The sequence below is a fragment of the Streptococcus sp. Marseille-Q8145 genome, assembly GCF_965112035.1.
In genome coordinates this window covers 537,010-555,289 of record NZ_CBCOPQ010000002.1, presented here as the reverse complement: position 1 = coordinate 555,289, position 18,280 = coordinate 537,010, and the positions used below count along the sequence as shown (strand labels likewise).

Annotated in this window: 14 protein-coding genes; 3 read left to right on the top strand and 11 right to left on the bottom strand. The window is 44.0% G+C overall.

The features are described from left to right. The first annotated feature begins 56 nt into the window (after positions 1-56). On the top strand, positions 57-662 hold the full coding sequence (gene recU / locus ACWPVL_RS06140) for a Holliday junction resolvase RecU (protein WP_048791825.1): 606 nt from the start codon (positions 57-59) through the stop codon (positions 660-662). Further along, positions 655-2,811 carry a penicillin-binding protein PBP1A gene (gene pbp1a, locus ACWPVL_RS06135; protein WP_454387600.1) on the top strand — a complete coding sequence of 719 codons (2,157 nt, stop codon included), beginning with the start codon at positions 655-657 and terminating at the stop codon, positions 2,809-2,811. Before recU ends, pbp1a begins: the two co-directional genes overlap by 8 nt. 80 nt (positions 2,812-2,891) lie before the next feature. Here the strand turns inward: pbp1a and pepC are convergent, their stop codons facing one another. From pepC to secA, 10 genes are all read right to left on the bottom strand, one after another. After that, entirely contained in the window at positions 2,892-4,238 is a 1,347-nt protein-coding gene (pepC, locus tag ACWPVL_RS06130; protein ID WP_454387598.1) for an aminopeptidase C, read from the bottom strand. A gap of 82 nt (positions 4,239-4,320) precedes the next feature. Further along, entirely contained in the window at positions 4,321-4,875 is a 555-nt protein-coding gene (locus ACWPVL_RS06125) for a GNAT family N-acetyltransferase (protein ID WP_454387596.1), read from the bottom strand. 47 nt (positions 4,876-4,922) lie between these two features. Continuing rightward, positions 4,923-5,747: an ammonia-dependent NAD(+) synthetase gene (gene nadE / locus ACWPVL_RS06120; RefSeq protein WP_454387594.1), complete on the bottom strand. Its 825-nt coding sequence runs from the start codon at positions 5,745-5,747 to the stop codon at positions 4,923-4,925. Next, positions 5,744-7,204: a nicotinate phosphoribosyltransferase gene (locus ACWPVL_RS06115; protein WP_454387592.1), complete on the bottom strand. Its 1,461-nt coding sequence runs from the start codon at positions 7,202-7,204 to the stop codon at positions 5,744-5,746. The genes nadE and ACWPVL_RS06115 overlap by 4 nt, the downstream gene beginning before the upstream one ends. 314 nt (positions 7,205-7,518) lie before the next feature. Further along, positions 7,519-9,534, bottom strand: a complete 2,016-nt coding sequence (recG, locus tag ACWPVL_RS06110) for an ATP-dependent DNA helicase RecG (protein WP_454387590.1) — start codon at positions 9,532-9,534, stop codon at positions 7,519-7,521. A 31-nt stretch (positions 9,535-9,565) separates the two neighbouring features. Next, entirely contained in the window at positions 9,566-10,672 is a 1,107-nt protein-coding gene (alr, locus tag ACWPVL_RS06105) for an alanine racemase (RefSeq protein ID WP_454387588.1), read from the bottom strand. Next, positions 10,662-11,024 (bottom strand): holo-ACP synthase, encoded by a 363-nt coding sequence (gene acpS, locus ACWPVL_RS06100; protein ID WP_185761942.1) that lies wholly within the window; start codon positions 11,022-11,024, stop codon positions 10,662-10,664. The genes alr and acpS overlap by 11 nt, the downstream gene beginning before the upstream one ends. Before the next feature lie 197 nt (positions 11,025-11,221). Next, positions 11,222-12,259 carry a 3-deoxy-7-phosphoheptulonate synthase gene (locus ACWPVL_RS06095; RefSeq protein ID WP_454387586.1) on the bottom strand — a complete coding sequence of 346 codons (1,038 nt, stop codon included), beginning with the start codon at positions 12,257-12,259 and terminating at the stop codon, positions 11,222-11,224. Position 12,260: 1 nt separating this feature from the next. Continuing rightward, on the bottom strand, positions 12,261-13,292 hold the full coding sequence (locus ACWPVL_RS06090) for a 3-deoxy-7-phosphoheptulonate synthase (RefSeq protein WP_454387584.1): 1,032 nt from the start codon (positions 13,290-13,292) through the stop codon (positions 12,261-12,263). A gap of 16 nt (positions 13,293-13,308) precedes the next feature. Further along, positions 13,309-15,828 (bottom strand): preprotein translocase subunit SecA, encoded by a 2,520-nt coding sequence (gene secA / locus ACWPVL_RS06085; RefSeq protein WP_454387582.1) that lies wholly within the window; start codon positions 15,826-15,828, stop codon positions 13,309-13,311. Between the two features lie 229 nt (positions 15,829-16,057). Here secA and queG point away from each other — a divergent pair, with 229 nt between their 5' ends. After that, a complete protein-coding gene (gene queG, locus ACWPVL_RS06080; protein WP_454387580.1) occupies positions 16,058-17,182 on the top strand; it encodes a tRNA epoxyqueuosine(34) reductase QueG in 1,125 nt (374 codons plus the stop codon). Positions 17,183-17,261: 79 nt separating this feature from the next. Here the strand turns inward: queG and ACWPVL_RS06075 are convergent, their stop codons facing one another. Continuing rightward, positions 17,262-17,978, bottom strand: a complete 717-nt coding sequence (locus ACWPVL_RS06075) for a YebC/PmpR family DNA-binding transcriptional regulator (protein ID WP_454387578.1) — start codon at positions 17,976-17,978, stop codon at positions 17,262-17,264. Positions 17,979-18,280 lie beyond the last annotated feature (302 nt).

The window sequence follows — 18,280 nt, the reverse complement described above, 5'->3', positions numbered from 1 at the left end:
CAAAAAATATTTTTATGATATAATAGAGTGATGTTATTGTACCAATAAGGAGTTTTATGGTCAACTACCCTCACAAGCTAAAGATAAAAAGTAAACTAGCCCATCCAGGTTCAAAGACGGCTGTTAACTTTGCCAATCGCGGGATGTCTTTTGAGAAGATGATCAACGAATCCAACAACTACTATTTGAGTAGGGGGCTCGCTGTCATTCATAAGAAACCGACACCCATTCAAATTGTCAAAGTGGACTATCCCCAACGCAGTCGTGCAAAGATTGTGGAGGCCTACTTCCGACAGGCATCCACGACTGATTATTCTGGTGTCTTTAAGGGACATTATATTGACTTTGAAGCCAAGGAAACACGGCAAAAAACAGCTATGCCTCTGAAGAATTTCCATCTACACCAGATTGAACATATGGAGGCTGTCCTTCAGCAAAAAGGAATCTGCTTTGTCTTACTGCACTTCTCTAGCTTGCGGGAGACTTATCTACTTCCGGCATCTTATCTCATTACATTTTATAAGATGGATAAAGGCGGAAAATCCCTCCCTTTATCTTACATTCAAGAACATGGATTTTTAATCGAAACAAAGCAATTTCCAAGCATCCCTTACCTTGAAATTATCGAACAAAAACTACTAGGTGGTATCACAAATGAATAAACAAACCCTTTTGCAGGCCTTAAAATATCTTGCAAGTGTCCTCTTATCTCTCTTTATCATTGGAGTTGTGGCTGGCGTTCTTGTCTTCACATACTATGCCTCCAAGTCTCCTACCCTCTCTGAGAAGGACCTTGTCGCAACAACTTCAAGTAAGATTTACGATAGCGATAACAATCTGATTGCGGACCTCGGTTCTGAAAAGCGGGTCAATGCATCAACAGACCAGATCCCTACACAGCTAGTAGATGCTATCGTTGCGATTGAGGATCACCGCTTCTTTAATCACCGTGGGGTTGATTTCATTCGAATAGGAGGAGCCTTCCTGAGCAATCTGAAAGGAGGCGGACGTCAAGGGGGATCTACCTTAACCCAGCAGTTGATCAAGTTGACTTATTTCTCCACTTCCTCAGCGGATGCTACCCTTTCTCGGAAAATCCAAGAAGCATGGCTGGCAACTCAACTTGAGCGAAAGGCTACCAAGCAAGAAATCCTGACCTACTATGTCAATAAAGTCTATATGTCCAATGGAAATTACGGGATGCAAACAGCTTCTCAAAGTTACTATGGCAAAGATTTGAAAGATTTGACCCTTCCTCAAATTGCCCTGCTTGCAGGAATGCCTCAGGCTCCTAACCAATATGACCCTTACACAAATCCAGAAGCTGCCACTCAGCGTCGGAATCTCGTATTATCTGAAATGTATGAACTCAAGTACATCTCACCAGAACAATACGAACAAGCTATCAATACACCAGTGACCGACGGCTTACAGAGCTTGAAAAATTCAGCTAGCTATCCTGCCTATATGGATAACTACTTGAAAGAAGTTATTGAGCAAGTCGAAGAAGAAACTGGCTACAATGTCCTTACGACTGGTATGGAAGTTTATACCAACGTTAATACCGAAGCACAGAAAAAATTGTGGGATATTTACAACACGGAAGAATATGTTGCTTATCCAGATGATGAACTGCAAGTGGCATCAACCGTTATGGATGTTACCAACGGGAAAGTCATTGCCCAACTGGGTGCTCGCCATCAGTCTTCCAACGTTTCTTTTGGTACCAACCAAGCAGTCGAAACAAATCGCGACTGGGGTTCTACCATGAAACCAATCACTGATTATGCCCCAGCCTTGGAATACAATGTTTTCACTTCCACTGCTGCCTCAATCCAAGATGCTCCTTACTATTTCCCTGGAACATCTACTCCTGTCTATAACTGGGATAAACGCTATTATGGCTGGATTACTATCCAATACGCTATCCAAGAATCCCGTAACGTACCAGCCGTTAAATCGCTGGAAGCAGTCGGATTAGATAATTCATTGAAGTTCCTCAATGGCCTTGGTATTAATTATCCTGAAATGCATTATTCTAATGCGATTTCAAGTAATACAAGCGAATCTGGTAACCAATATGGAGCAAGCAGTGAAAAAATGGCTGCTGCCTACGCTGCCTTTGCTAATGGCGGTACATATTACAAACCACAATATGTAAACCGAGTTGTCTTTAGCGACGGTACAGAAAAAGTCTTTTCAAATGGCGGATCAAAAGCTATGAAAGAGACGACAGCCTACATGATGACCGACATGATGAAGACCGTTCTTCAGTCTGGAACTGGTACTAATGCTGCAATTCCAGGAGTCTATCAAGCAGGTAAAACTGGTACTTCCAACTATGCAGATGATGAGCTAGAGAAGTTGACAAAACCTTACTACAGTTCTAGCATTGTCACACCAGACGAGCTATTTGTTGGCTACACTCCACAGTACTCTATGGCTGTTTGGACTGGTTACTCAAATCGCCTCACTCCTGTTTTAGATGATGGAGTTAAGGTGGCAACCGATGTTTACCGCTCTATGATGCTCTATCTGACAGGCAATAGCAATGAAGACTGGACACCACCAAGCGGACTTTTCCGTAGCGGATCCTATCTCTATCTCAATGGTACTTCTACTTACAGCCGCGCTTATACCCAATCATCTTCAAGCTCCACTTCTGAGTCAAGCTCAGAATCTTCAAGTCAAAGTACGAGTGAATCTAGCGAAGAACATAGTAGTACCAACTCTAGTTCCCAAACAAGTTCAACAAGTTCTGGAACAACCAACAGCTCAACTAGTTCTAACCAAGGAGCTGAACATCGTTAAACTAAAAAAGCTTGGATTTTAGAAATCCAAGCTTTTTTATGTTTAAATAAATCAATAGCTTTCTGCAATTGCTCATCCTATCAAATCATTTCGCCATTAGCAAGAGCTCCCATTGGATCCCACGGTGCTAGGACAATTGGCTCAGCATTGTAGGCTGCCAACTCCTCTGGAGTCAAGAATTCTTTTCTGACTACGATTTGGTAAGTGTACTCATCCATCCAAGCGTCGCTGGCGACAAAGTATCCCTTATCTCCAACCTTTTCACCCCAAGAATTTTCTACCTTCCATTTTTTAGCTTGGCCATTTTCATCCAAGTCTACTCCAGCCAATACCATAGCATGGGTCATAAGGCTCTCGCTGTAATCAAGACGACCTGCTTTATCTTGAGTCAACTGGATATCCATACTAGAGGTTAAATCATGCATACCTGCTTCCATGATTCCTGCCTTGCGATTGCTGGACTGACCCACATCAGAGCCAAACCAAACAGTCTCGCCAGCCTGCATCTGAGCGATTGCCAATTCCTTGAGACGTTTCATTTCTACATTCAAATAGCGAACAGGCTTACTGCCGACTACGTTGCCCAACATCTCGACTGTGTAAGATTTGCCATAAGGTTTATCGACTGTCGGCGCATTAATGATAGACACATAGTCATCTAGCTTGAGGTCTACATATTTTTGGTAAAAGGACTGCGGAGTCAAATTAGCTTCTCTATGGTAATTACCGTCCTTGTCTCGATATGCAAAGTCAAACTTCCGAGGTGGCAAGCCCAACGACATCGCTAAAAAGTTGAAAATTTCCTGCAGCAAAGCTTCTTTCTTAGCTTGTAGCGTAGCCTCATCTGCACCATTCAGGGCCAATTCACGCAAGATTTGCGCATCCTGACGCAAGAGTTTATTGAGAATTTGATTGAGCTCACGGCTATTGCTGGAAGAAATTGACTCTGGATAGACTGACTTAGGCACGACGCCGTATTTCTCAAAAAGTGCCACGACCATATCCCACTGACCGCCATCCTGCTGAGGCGTATCTAGGAGAAACTTGACCTTGCGACTAGTCAATTCTTGGTCAGACGTTGCCAAAACCTGCTCCAAGAACCAGTTGGACTTTTCATACTTATCCCAAAAGAAGGTATGAGCCTGAGATAGCTCAAAATCCTCCAATTGGAAACCTGCAATCATCTTGTGGCGGAAAGTATTGAGAGCCGCAAACATCCAGCAGCGGCCAGATGCTTTTTGGTCACTGACCTTGTCTTTGGTGAGATCTAGTGAGAAAACAGGGGCATTTTCTACAGCAGCAGTCCGTTTTTCCAAAGAAGTCAATAGACCATTGTGGCTAATAGCATTTTCCATTGCCGCATACTTGGGGTCAGCCTCATAAGCAGCGTATAACTTATCTGTAAAATCTTGTTTTAATGAATTCATAGAATCCTCCTTGTCATTATACATCTATTATAGAACTTTAAAAAAAGAGCGCAAGTAAAAAAGTTAGGCAAGCCTAACTTTTTCATTTTAAATCTGATTTTAGGATCCCATAGACGGAAAAATCTTTGACTTGTCCTTTATGAAATACAGCCTGACGGAAAGTACCTTCGTAGCTCATGCCAGCTTTAGTCATAACACGCCCCGAAGCTGGATTGGCTGTTACAAATCTTGCTGTGACACGATTGAATCCTGCGTCTTGCAAGAGGTAGTTCAAAACAGCTTTCAAAGCTTCTGTCATCAGCCCCTGCCCCCAATAGTCTTTACTTAAAATATAACCGACCTCGCAAGCATTAACTGCCTCATCCATGTCCACCATACTGATGTCCCCAATGACAGAATCAGGATTTTCTTTCAGGCAGATGGCCCACTTGTAAAAATCCATGTTTTGATAATTCTCAACCCAGCGAGCAATAGACTGTTGGGTGACTTCAGGACTCTCGTGAGCATACCAGGTCACATGCAGCAAATTATCCGGACGAGAAGCCCAGTTGTCATACATAGCTTGAGCATCCGATTCCAGAAAAGGTCTTAGTAAAAGACGTTTGGTTTCAATGGACTGTGTACCTATCTTTTTCATAGCTTCCTCATTTCTTGGCTCAGACTAAAAAGTTTCGATCAAGATTCTCACTTCCAAAATTCATCAAAAATCGTAATCGGCAAATGGCGTTTGTGCTGACCTTTGTGCCACCAAGACTCGATCGTTTCTTGAGCTTGGGCTGAAACGGACTTGCCTTCGAGATAGTCGTCAATTTCATTATAGGTCACGCCTAGAGCAACTTCATCGGCAATCCCCGGTTTTTCTTCTTCCAAATCAGCCGTCGGCACCTTTTCATAGAGGGCCGGATCCGCTCCTAAGGCAGCTAAAAGCTGCTTGCCTTGACGCTTATTGAGACGGTAAAGTGGTAAAATATCTGCTCCGCCATCGCCAAATTTGGTGAAAAAGGCCGTGACATTTTCTGCTGCATGATCGGTCCCAATGACAGCCCCACTGTATGAACCAGCCAAAGCATACTGTGCAATCATGCGGCTACGCGCTTTGATATTGCCCTTGTTAAAATCAGAGACTTTGGCACCTGTCGCCTCCACTGCAGCTGTCATGGCATCAGAGGATTCCTTGATATTGACTGTCAGACTGACATCAGGTTGGATGAAAGCCAGAGCCTTTTGGGCATCGTCTTCATCTGCTTGAACGCCGTAAGGCAGGCGAACAGCGATAAAGCGATAGCCATCATCTCCAGTCTCAGCCCGCATTTCTTCTACAGCTATCTGGGCCAAACGTCCTGCCAAGGTTGAGTCCTGACCACCAGAAATGCCTAGAACATAACTTTTCAAAAAAGGGTGCTTTCTCAGATAGGCCTTGAGAAAGTCCACCGATTTGCGGATTTCTTCCTCTGGATCAATGACTGATTTGACGCCTAGTTGGCGGATAATTTCTTCTTGTAGGCTCATTTTTCTGCTCCTGTCTGGTAGGCTTTCTTGCGCATCTGGTCAATCAAGTCCATCTTGTCCTGCCAAATATCACGCGCCAAATCGACCGGATAATCTTGTGGATTGAGGACCCGTTTGTACTCGTCCCAGAGTTTATCAAATTCTTGGCGGGCATAGTCCTGAATTTCAGACAGACTCGGCAACTCGTAAACGAGTCGGCCTTCTTTATAAATATCCACCAAAAGCGGCACCGCATCAAAATTCTTGACTGTTTTATTGATATAAGTATAAGTCGGATGGAACATTTCGAGCTCTTCCTGATGATTGACATCCACACCATCATAAGTGATGTAGTCGCCCTCAGACTTGCCTTTTTCACGGCTGGTAATCCGCCAAACCTGCTTCTTGCCCGGAGTCGAAACTTTTTCAGCATTGTTAGAGAGCTTGATGGTGTTGCGCAAGTGCCCATTCTCATCTTCAATCGCGACAATCTTGTAAACAGCACCCAGAGCTGGCTGGTCATAGGCTGTAATGAGCTTGGTTCCCACACCCCAGACATCAATCTTAGCTTTTTGCATTTTTAAGTTGAGGATGGTATTTTCATCCAAATCATTGGAAGCGTAAATTTTAGCATTTGGGAAGCCCGCTTCATCTAACTGCTGACGAACTTTTTTAGAAATATAGGCCAAGTCTCCAGAGTCGATCCGCACACCTAAGAAATTGATTTTATCCCCAAATTCACGCGCTACACGGATGGCCGTAGGAACCCCGATCCGAAGGGTATCATAGGTGTCTACCAAGAACACACAGTCCCGATGAGTGCTTGCATAAGCCTTGAAAGCCTCGTAATCATTGCCATAAACCTGCACAAGTGCATGGGCATGCGTCCCCAGAACGGGAATATCAAAAAGCTTGCCTGCCCGAACATTGCTGGTACCGTTGGCTCCACCGATAACAGCGGCCCGCGTACCCCAAATCGCCGCATCCATTTCCTGAGCACGACGGGTACCAAACTCCATCAACGGCTCATCTTCGATCACAGAGCGGATACGAGCTGCCTTGGTGGCAATCAAGGTTTGGAAATTCACGATATTTAAAATCGCTGTTTCCACCAACTGACATTGAGCCAGCGGTCCTTCGACCTGAACAATCGGCTCATTGGCAAAAACCAAATCTCCTTCTTTAGCGGAACGCACAGTCAGCTGCATCTTGAAATCGCGTAAATACTCTAAGAAAGCTCCATTATAGCCCAAAGACGCTAAATAGTTTAAATCCGTCTGACTGAATGTCAAATCATTCAGATAAGCCACAATCCTCTCTAAGCCCGCAAAAACGGCATAGCCATTATTAAAAGGATTCTTGCGAAAATAGACTTCAAAAACAGCACGCTTATTATGGATACCCTCGTTGAAATAAACCTGCATCATATTGATTTGATATAAGTCTGTATGTAAAGTCAAACTGTCATCTGGAAACATAATTGAGCTCCTTTAATCATAGTTATTCTATATTATAACATAAATTGTAAAAAAGCCTTGATTCAATAGCAAAATACCTCCAGAATTTCTTCCAGAGGTATCTTCTTTTATCTTTCACTTGGAATTATTAGATTCCATAAGTCTTGTTCACGCGGCGCATCTGTTTAAATTCTTTTTTATAGGTTACTTTAACTGCTACTTTCATTTTTGCCACCTCGTTTCTTTTGATGCTTTTATTATAGGCCTCAAAGCTTAAGGAAGGCTTAGAATTTTCTTGCAGAAAGCTTAAACAAATACATCCAAACTTTATCTTGCTAGTCCAGATAATCGCGTTTTTCGAGATGCAGGGATACAAGGTGCCAATTGGCATCCTGCCGCCAACTAGGATTAGCAACGATTTGACTAGCTACCTTGCGCGCTTCTTCCAAAATGGGATAATCCTCCACGATGTCCGCTACCTGAAACTCTGGGATACCAGACTGACGGGTACCGAAAATTTCACCAGAACCACGCATCTTGAGGTCTTCCTCAGCCAGAACAAAGCCATCTGTCGTCTCAGTCATGATTTTCATGCGTTTCTTCCCAGACTCCGTCTTGGGATTGGCAACTAGAACGGCATAAGACTGCTTATTTCCCCTACCAACTCGGCCCCGTAGCTGATGAAGCTGGCTAAGTCCGAAGCGGTCAGCATCCATGATAACCATGATGGTCGCATTCGGAACATTGACACCGACTTCAATGACTGTGGTTGACACTAGAATATCCGTTTTCCCATCCTTGAAGTCCTGCATAATGGCTTCTTTTTCGTCATTTTTCATGCGGCCGTGAAGGAGAGCCACCTGAGCCTGATTGGCAAAGTAGGCCTTAAGTTCTTCCTCTAGAGCAATCGCATTTTTTAAATCCAAAGCCTCCGATTCCTCAATCAAGGGAGAAATAAAGTAGACTTGGGCGCCCTTGGCCAGCTCTTTTTTCATCCAGTCCAAAACCACTTCTAATTGCTCGTGCTTGACCCAGCGAGTAATGATGGGCTTGCGGCCAGCCGGCATCTGGTCAATGATGGAGACGTCCATATCGCCAAAAGCGGTAATAGCCAAAGTTCGAGGAATCGGCGTGGCTGTCATCATGAGAACGTCTGGATTATTTCCCTTTTCCCGCAAAATCCGACGCTGGTCCACCCCAAAACGATGTTGCTCATCAATAATGACCAGGCCCAGTCGATGATAGACTACCCCTTCCTGAATCAAGGCATGGGTGCCGACCACCATATCTACTTGCCCCGACTCTATGGCAGCTAAAGTCTCTCTGCGTTCAGCAGCTTTCATACCACCAGTCAGGAGGGCCAAATTCAGCTCAGGAAAGAGCTGAGTCAAGCTATCCAAATGCTGCTCAGCCAAAATTTCTGTCGGAACCATCAAAGCCGACTGGTAACCTGCCGTATGGGCGGCATACATGGCCAAGCCAGCCACCACGGTCTTACCACTACCAACATCTCCTTGCAGGAGACGGTTCATATGGGCAGGCGATTGCAAATCACTGAGAATTTCTTCCAGACTCCGCTCCTGAGCTTCCGTCAAAGAAAATGGTAAGGCAGCCTTCTTTTGAGCCAGCATTTTTTCCTGCCAAGGGATAGCCAGTCCCTGACTGACATCCTTGGTCTCATGCTTCAGAACCTGCAGCTGCATCTGAAAATAAAAAAGTTCTTCAAACTTGACCCGACGCAAGGCCTGCTTATATTCTGCCAAATCCCTAGGAAAGTGCATGGCACGCACTGCTTGAGTGCGCCCCAAAAGCTGGTAGCGCTCCAGAAGGACAGGAGGAAGATTTTCCTCCAATAACTGATCCAAACCTTGGTCAAAGGCCACCTTAATCAGCTTGACTAGACTGGCCTGACTAATCCCTTGGGCAACTCGATAAACTGGCTGCAAGTCATCTTCAACCTGAGCTAACACCTTCATCCCCGTCAGACTAGCCTTGGCTTTATCCCATTTACCAAAAATAGCCACCGTCGCTCCCAGTTCGATCTTATCTGCTAGATAAGGCTGATTGAAAAAATTGACTGCAATCGCGACTTCTCCCTGCTTGATTGTGAAACGCAGGCGATTGCGCTTGTAGCCATAATACTGGACATTAGCTGGAGTCGCGACGATCCCAGAAATGACCGCCTTTTCTCCATCTTCTAAATCAAGGACATTCTTACTCTTAAAATCTTCATAGCGAAAAGGAAAATAGAGCAGGAGATCCTGCAGGCTCTCAAGGCCTAGTTTTTTAAATTTTTCAGCCGATTTTGGCCCCACTCCTGGCAGAGCCGTCAAAGCCTGGTGCAGATTCATCCCGTCTCCTTTCCTTCTTCTTGATTGTCTTTTACTTTTTATACTCTCTCGGTACCCTATCGCTGATTAAGCAGACCACTTCATAGTTAATCGTACCACGCTTTTCTGCCACATCCGTTGCTGTGATAAGCTCGGCGCCACTCTGGCCAATCAAGACCACCTGCGTTCCCAAAGGATAGACTCGAGGCAGACGTACCGTGATTTGATCCATAGAAACCCGACCGACAATAGGACAGCGCTGACCATCGATCAAGACATCAAAGCCCTGCATGTCGCGGGTCCAGCCATCGGCATAACCCAGAGGAGTCGTTCCAATGATTTGCTGGCTATCACTGGTATAGGTCGCCCCATAGCCGACATGGGCGCCCGCTTGAATTTCTTTGACGTGAACCAGAGCAGATTCTAAGCTCAGAGCTGGTTTGACCTCATAAGGCAGGTCCAGCACTCGTCCGCTAGGATTCAATCCGTAAATAATATCGCCCAGCCGAACAGCATTCATAATCGTTTCACTATGCCAAAGAGTTGTTGCAGAGTTACTAGCATGCACAACTGGCGGCAAGAAAGCTAACTCACTCAAAATCTCTTTAAAACGATTTAATTGGGCTACAAAATGACTTGTATCTAATTCATCTGCAGTTGCAAAATGAGTAAAAATTCCTTCTACCACAGCTCCTGCTGCTTGCAAGCGGCTAATTGCTTGCTGGGCTTCTTGACTATCACGGAAGCCAATGCGTCCCATGCCTGAATCAATCTTTATATGAACAGTCAAGCCCGTCAGATCAGCTTGCTGGTTCAAGAGCTCCTCCAACCAAGCTAGGCTAGCCACTGTCAGGGTAATCTGCTGCTGGATCGCTAAAGGCACAGCCTCCAATGAAGAAACACCCAAAATAAGAATGGATTTAGCAATGCCAGCTTCTCGTAGTTCGAGGGCTTCGTCAATATTAGATACACAAAAACCATCTACAAGCGGCTGAATATGCTGAGAGACAGGAACCGCACCATGTCCATAAGCATTGGCCTTGACTACTGCCCACTTCTGGACCGACTGGGGAATATGAGCCGCAATTTGCTCAATATTAAATGCAATAGCAGACAGGTCTATGACTGCTTTAGTGGGTCTATGTAGACTAGCTTTCATTGTCTTCCTCCAAAATCACACTGGCGGTCACCAGATTTCCGGCATGACTGATTGATAGCCATACCGAACCAGCAAAGGGGGACTTGCTAAAATAAGGCGCCCCCTTATCATCATTTAAAATTTCCAAATCTTGAAAAGTCACAGGGCCAATACCGGTCCCCCAAGCCTTGGCAAAGGCTTCTTTGGCTGACCAGCGACCTGCCAAATATTCCAGCTTGCGCTTGCCCTTTAAGGAGCCAAACCGAGCCAACTCCTGAGCTGTCAAGATTTTCTCAGCAAACCGCTTATTCTTCTCGTAGGCCCGACCAATGCTGGAAATCTCTTCTATATCTATTCCGTGTCCTCTTATCATACTTCTATTGAGAATACGAGGCAAGGCTCTTCTCCTAAGGAGATTGAAAGAAAATCTAATTTCGACAAGGTAAACCGATGAGAATGACACTAAAATGTATCAAAGAGGTTTAACATCATCAAAATTAGATTTTCGTAGAGTATGAGCTTGCCTATATTCGTTAGCAGACTTCTACCAAAGCCTCCTAATCCTTTCTTTTAAGCTTCTTTTTCTAAGGTATCATAGATTTCCTGAATGAGCTCTTCTGTCTTATCCCAGCCCAAGCAAGGATCGGTAATAGACTTACCAAAGACTTCTGGCTCATTCTGGCGGCCATCCTCCAAATAGGATTCAATCATGAATCCACGCACAGCCTTCTTGATCTGCTCATTCCAAGCACAGTTGATCAGAGTCTGACGGATAATCCGGATCTGCTCCAAATACTGCTTGCCAGAATTATCATGATTGGTATCAATCAGAATGAAAGGATTGGACAGTTTCATTTCTTCATAGCGTTTGATCACATCCAAAAGATTTTCGTAATAGAAGTTAGGCTTGTTCTTACCGTACTCATCTAAAGCACCACGCAAAATCACATGCGCAAGAGGATTTCCTAACGTTTCTACTTCCTGACCATGATAAAGGAAGATTTGCTTATTCTGAGCAGCATAGACGGCATTAAACATGACTCCAAGATTGCCAGATGTTGGATTTTTCATACCGACCGGCGCATCAATTCCAGAAGCTACAAAGCGATGTTCTTGGTCTTCAACCGAGCGAGCACCTACGGCATGGTAACTAACCAAATCATCTACCAACACTAGATTGGAAGGATAGAGCATTTCATCAGCTGTGGTCAAGCCTGTCTCAGTAATAACTCGGTAATGAAGCTGGCGCACTGCCTTCAGTCCATTGATCAAGCTTGGACTTTTTGAAGTGTCTGGCTGGTGAACGAGCCCTTTATAGCCGTCCCCATTGGTCCGAGGCTTGGCAGTATAGACCCGCATAACGATAAAAATCTTATCCGCCACCTTCTGCTGCAGTTCAGCCAATCGACGAGCATACTCCAGCACCGCCTCTTCATTGTCAGATGAACAGGGCCCGATAACCAAGAGCAAGCGTTGATCTTCCCCCTTGATAATGGCGGCCAACTCCTGATCACGCTGATGTTTCTTTTTCAGAGCTTGGTCTGACAAAATCGTTGCAGACTTGATCTGCTCGATGTCAATTTCCTGACCTTTTTCTATAAATGCCATATTATTTACCTAGTGTATCGTATATCTCATGGACGAGTTCGACCGTCTTATCCCAGCCTAGGCATGGATCTGTGATAGATTTGCCAAAGACTTCTGGTTCATTTTGTCGGCCATCCTCCAAGTAAGATTCAATCATAAAGCCACGAACAACCTTCTTGATTTTATCATTCCAGTCGCGGTTGATCAAAGTCTGACGAACAATACGGACTTGCTCCAAATACTGCTTGCCAGAGTTGTCATGGTTGGTATCAATGATGATAAATGGATTTTCTAATCCCATTGCTTCATACTGGGCGATTGTGTCCAGCAGATTATCATAATAGTAGTTTGGAATGTTCTTCCCATATTCATTGATGGCACCGCGCAGAATCGCATGAGCCAAAGGATTTCCACTCGTCTCTACTTCCCGATTGGCAAAGAGGAAGCTCTGTTTGTTTTGAGCTGCATAAATGCCATTAAACATGACATCTAGATTTCCAGATGTTGGATTTTTCAAACCAGTAGGAAAATCCGATCCACTGGCTACAAAGCGGTGCTGCTGATCTTCAACAGAACGAGCACCGATCGCCATATAGGAAATCAAATCATCTACTAGGGGAAGATTTTCTGGATAAAGCATCTCGTCAGCCGTCGTCATTCCAGTTTCTGAAATCACGCGATAATGCAGATTGCGAACCGCCTTAATCCCATTGATTAGGCTAGGCGCCGCTGTCGCATTAGGCTGATGAATCAAGCCCTTGTAGCCATCACCATTGGTCCGTGGCTTAGCTGTATAAACCCGCATCACCATAAAGATCCGATCTTTGACTTCTTCCTGAAGAGCTGCCAAACGCTTAGCGTATTCCAAGACAGCTTCTTCATTGTCTGAGGAGCAAGGACCGATAACCAAAAGGATGCGATCATCCTCACCACGGATAATGGCTTCTATTTGGCGATCTCGCTCTTGCTTATGAGCTAGAATAGAACCTTCTAGCTTAGCAAGCTGACGCACTTCTGCTACATTGATTGGTTGACTAGTTGCTTTAAAGGTCATCTTCTCTCCTTATAAACTACTTCTTGCGGCCATGACAATTTTTAAATTTCTTACCTGAACCACATGGGCATAAATCATTTCTTTTTACAGAGGATAAATCAACATTTTTTGGAAGATTTGGATTTTGGGCAGCAATGTTTCGAGTAGCTGTCGTACTGATACTGTGCTCTGTACGTGGACGTTCTTGCTCATGGATCTGTGCTTTCATCATGAGACGAGTCACATCAAACTCTATAGAACCGATCATATCATTAAACATCCGGAAACCTTCTGCCTGATATTCAACAACTGGGTTGTTCTGAGCATATCCGCGAAGTCCCACAGCCTGACGCAATTGATCCAAGGCGTCGATATGATCTGTCCATTTATTATCTACAACGCGTAGGATCAGCACTTTTTGGAACTCTTGAACTGCTTCCTCATCACGAAGTTTAGAAACCTGATTGGCATAAACTTCAGATGCTCGTTCCATCAAGTAATCTTTGATCTCTTGATTTGATTTACCTTCTAAATCATCAGCTGAGATAGAATCCTCTGCTACAAGGTTATATTTAGCAAAATTCAGAATCGCTTCTATCTTTTCTTCATGATCTGAATGACTGCTTCCATCCACAATCCGATTAATCGTCCGACGGATCATGGCATGGATTTCTGGAGCCAAATCACGGTCTGCTGTGATGACATCATAGCGTTGAGAATAGATAATTTCACGTTGTTCGCGCATGACATCATCATATTGGAGGACTTGCTTCCGAGTATCGTAGTTATTACCTTCAACCCGTTTTTGGGCTGCTTCCACCTGACGCGTTAGCATCCGAGACTTGATGACAGACTCTTCTTCGCTAAGATTCATCCGGTCAAGCAAGGCCTTAATACGCTCTGAACCGAAACGTTTCATCAGATCATCTTCGAGAGATAGGTAGAATTGTGATTCACCTGGATCCCCTTGACGACCTGAACGTCCACGAAGCTGGTTATCAATCCGGCGGCTTTCATGGCGCTCTGTACCGATCACACAAAGTCCGCCCAGTTCACGCACACCTTCACCTAGCTTAATATCGGTACCACGTCCAGCCATGTTGGTCGCGATGGTAATAGCACCACGTTGACCAGCATTCATGATAATCTGTGCCTCTTTATAGTGGTTTTTAGCATTCAGAACTTCATGAGGAATTCCTGCAGCCACTAATTTTTGAGAAAGATAGTCACTCGTGTCAACCGATACTGTACCGACCAAGACAGGTTGACCTGTTTTGTAACGTTCCTTGACGTCTTCTACGACTGCTTTAAATTTCGCTTCCAAGCTAGGATACAGCAAATCTGGATGGTCAATACGTTGGACCGGACGGTTAGTTGGAATTGGAATTACGCGAATATTATAAATTTCACGGAATTCTTCTTCTTCTGTCTTACCAGTCCCTGTCATCCCTGACAGCTTTTTATACATACGGAAAAGGTTCTGGTAAGTAATCGAAGCAGATGTCTTTGATTCTTCTTGGATAGGCACAGCTTCTTTTGCTTCAATCGCTTGGTGGAGTCCATCAGAGAAACGACGACCTTCCATTGTACGTCCAGTAAATTGGTCAACGATGAGGATTTCCTGCTTTTCGCTAACGACATAATCCACATCTAAGGTCATAATATAGTTAGCACGCAAGGCGTTGTCGATAAAGTGCGTTAAAGCAACATTCTCAAGGTCGTATAGATTTTCTAAGTTAAAGTAACTTTCAGCCTTGTCAATACCAGAATCTGACAAACCAATCGTCTTAGATGGGATATCAATGATATAGTCATCTTTTTGAAGTGTTTTCACAAAGCTATCCGCTCTGTAATAAAGCTGATTCGTATCAGAAGCTGTCGGTCCTGACACGATCAATGGTGTACGCGCTTCGTCAATCAAGATAGAATCCACCTCGTCAACCAAGGCATAGTTAAGCGGACGCTGTACCATATTTTCAGCCCGAACCACCATGTTATCGCGCAGGTAGTCAAAACCAATTTCAGAGTTGGTTGAGTAGGTGATATCACAAGCATAAGCTTCTCTTTTTTCCATTGGTGACTTAGATGCTAGGTTGATACCAACAGAAAGTCCCAACCAAGAATAAAGTTCACCCATTTCAGTCGCATCACGCTCGGACAAGTATTCATTGACTGTAACAACGTGAACTCCTTGACCAGATAAGGCATTCAGGTAAACAGGCATAGTCGCTGTCAGGGTTTTCCCTTCCCCCGTACGCATTTCTGGCACATCACCATGGTGAAGGACAATCCCCCCCATAATCTGAACCTTATATGGGAAAAGACCTAAGACACGCTTAGCTCCTTCACGGACAACTGCAAATGCTTCAAACAAAAGTTGATCTAAAGTTTCACCATTAGCATAACGTTCCTTAAATTCAACCGTTTTTGCTTGCAATTCTTCATCGGTCAAGGCTGCCATTTCGTCCTCATAGGACATGACCTTGTCCGCCATCTTTTCTAATTTTCTTATTTCACCTTTATCATTTTCGATGATTTTTTTTAAAATATTAGCCATTTTATTCCTTACTCGCTATGTTCTGTTTATAAATGTTTCCTCTCATTATAGCATGTTTCCCCATATCTTTCAAGAAATAATCCATTTAGCAATTGGCTTGAAAGGCTGGTATTTCTCAATTTACACGCTTAACTGCCTAACTCTTCTTGCACTCAAATTCGCTAAATTATCATGGTTTTCACGAAGTAGTTTCTCGCATAATTCTCATAATTTCGATATAATAATAGCAATGAATATCAAAGAAGAAATTATCAAATTATCAAAAGAAATTGGCATTTCTAAAATTGGCTTTACGACAGCGGATGACTTTGACTATCTGGAAAAGTCGCTGCGCTTGGCCGTAGAAGAAGGCCGAAATTCAGGCTTTGAACACAAGAATATTGAGGAGCGAATTAAGCCCAAGCTGAGTTTGGCCTCGGCCAAGACCATCATCTCTATCGCAGTCGCCTATCCCCACAAGCTCAAGCAACAGCCACAAAAAACAGCTTACAAACGGGGGAAATTCACTCCCAACAGCTGGGGGCTGGATTACCACTATGTCCTACAAGACAAGCTAGATCGGCTTGCAAAGGGAATTGAGGAGTTGACTGCCAACTTTGAATATAAAGGCATGGTGGATACAGGAGCCTTGGTCGACACCGCTGTAGCCCGGCGAGCAGGAATAGGCTTTATCGGCAAGAACGGCTTGGTCATCTCCAAGGAATTTGGTTCCTACATGTTTTTAGGAGAACTCATTACCAATCTGGACATCGAACCTGACCAGCCTGTCGACTACGGCTGCGGAGACTGCAATCGCTGCGTGACAGCCTGTCCTACCTCCTGTCTCATTGGCGATGGGACTATGAACGCCAAGCGCTGCCTATCTTTTCAAACCCAAGATAAGGGCATCATGGATCTAGAATTTCGCAAAAAAATCAAGACAGTCATCTATGGTTGCGATATCTGCCAAATTTGCTGCCCCTATAATAAAGGCTTGGACAATCCGCTCGCAACAGAGATTGACCCCGAACTGGCCCATCCAGAGCTCCTTCCTTTCTTGGAACTTTCTAATGGTCAGTTTAAGGAAAAATTCGGCCATATAGCCGGCAGCTGGCGGGGCAAAAACATCCTGCAGCGCAATGCCATCATTGCTCTAGCCAACGCCAATGACCGCTCTGCCATTCCCAAACTGCTAGAAATTATCGATAAAGGGCAGAATCCTATCCATATCGCTACGGCCATCTGGGCTCTCAGTCAGCTAGTACGCGAAGCCAATCCTGAAATGATTGAGATGATTCTTGCTGTGAAAAATCCCACAGAAGCTATCAAAGAGGAACAGGAACAATTCCTAAAAAAATTTCACCTAACTAACTAAAAATAAATACAGTCTGATTTAGAAACTGCTTCAAGACGCAGCCTCATACTAAATCAAACTGTATTTTTATGTTGTTCAATTAGAAGCCATCTACGTTAGTGTAGACTTTTTGGACATCTTCATCATCTTCCAAAACGCTATAGAGTTTTTCAAAGGTTTCGAGGTCGTCACCAGTCAATTCCACTTCTGACTGCGGAATCATTTCAAGCTCTGTCACTTGGAATTCTTGGATACCAGATTCACGCAAGGCCACGATTGCTTTATGCAGATCAGTTGGTGCTGTATAAACGGTGATGCTTCCATCTTCTGCTTCCACATCATCCACATCTACATCTGCTTCTAAAAGCAATTCAAAGATACTGTCTGCATCATCCCCTGCAAAAACGATGACACCTTTATTATCAAAAAGATAAGACACAGAGCCGCTAGCTCCCATGTTTCCGCCATTTTTCCCAAAGGCTGCACGAACATTGGCTGCAGTCCGGTTGACATTCGAAGTCAAGGTATCAACAATCAGCATAGAACCATTTGGTCCAAAGCCTTCATAACGACCTTCTGTAAAGGTTTCATCCGTATTTCCCTTAGCCTTGTCAATCGCCTTGTCAATAACATGCTTTGGTACTTGCGCTTGCTTAGCACGATCAATAACAAACTTAAGGGCTGTATTTGACTCAGGATCTGGATCGCCTTTTTTCGCTGCTACATAGATTTCTACACCGAATTTAGCATAAACTTTTGAGTTTGCGCCGTCTTTAGCTGTTTTCTTAGCTACAATATTGGCCCACTTACGTCCCATTGGAATTTCTCCTTTAACTATTCTACATTTTTAATCTTCCTTATTATAACACAGGAAAGACGAAAAATCATCCAACAAAAACAGGAAAGTCCCCAATTTCCTAAAATTATCTGCTGAAGTACGAACTAGATATAGAAAAGATTATAGCACTAGTTCCTTATAACTTTTAAAATACCGAGATCAGTCATTACATTCTCTCGATAGTAAAAAGAATGAAGCTAATAAATTTGAGGTGATATCCCTATCATACTCCAGTAAATCTCCTATTTTACTAGAGTCTTCTCTCATTTCTTACCACCAAA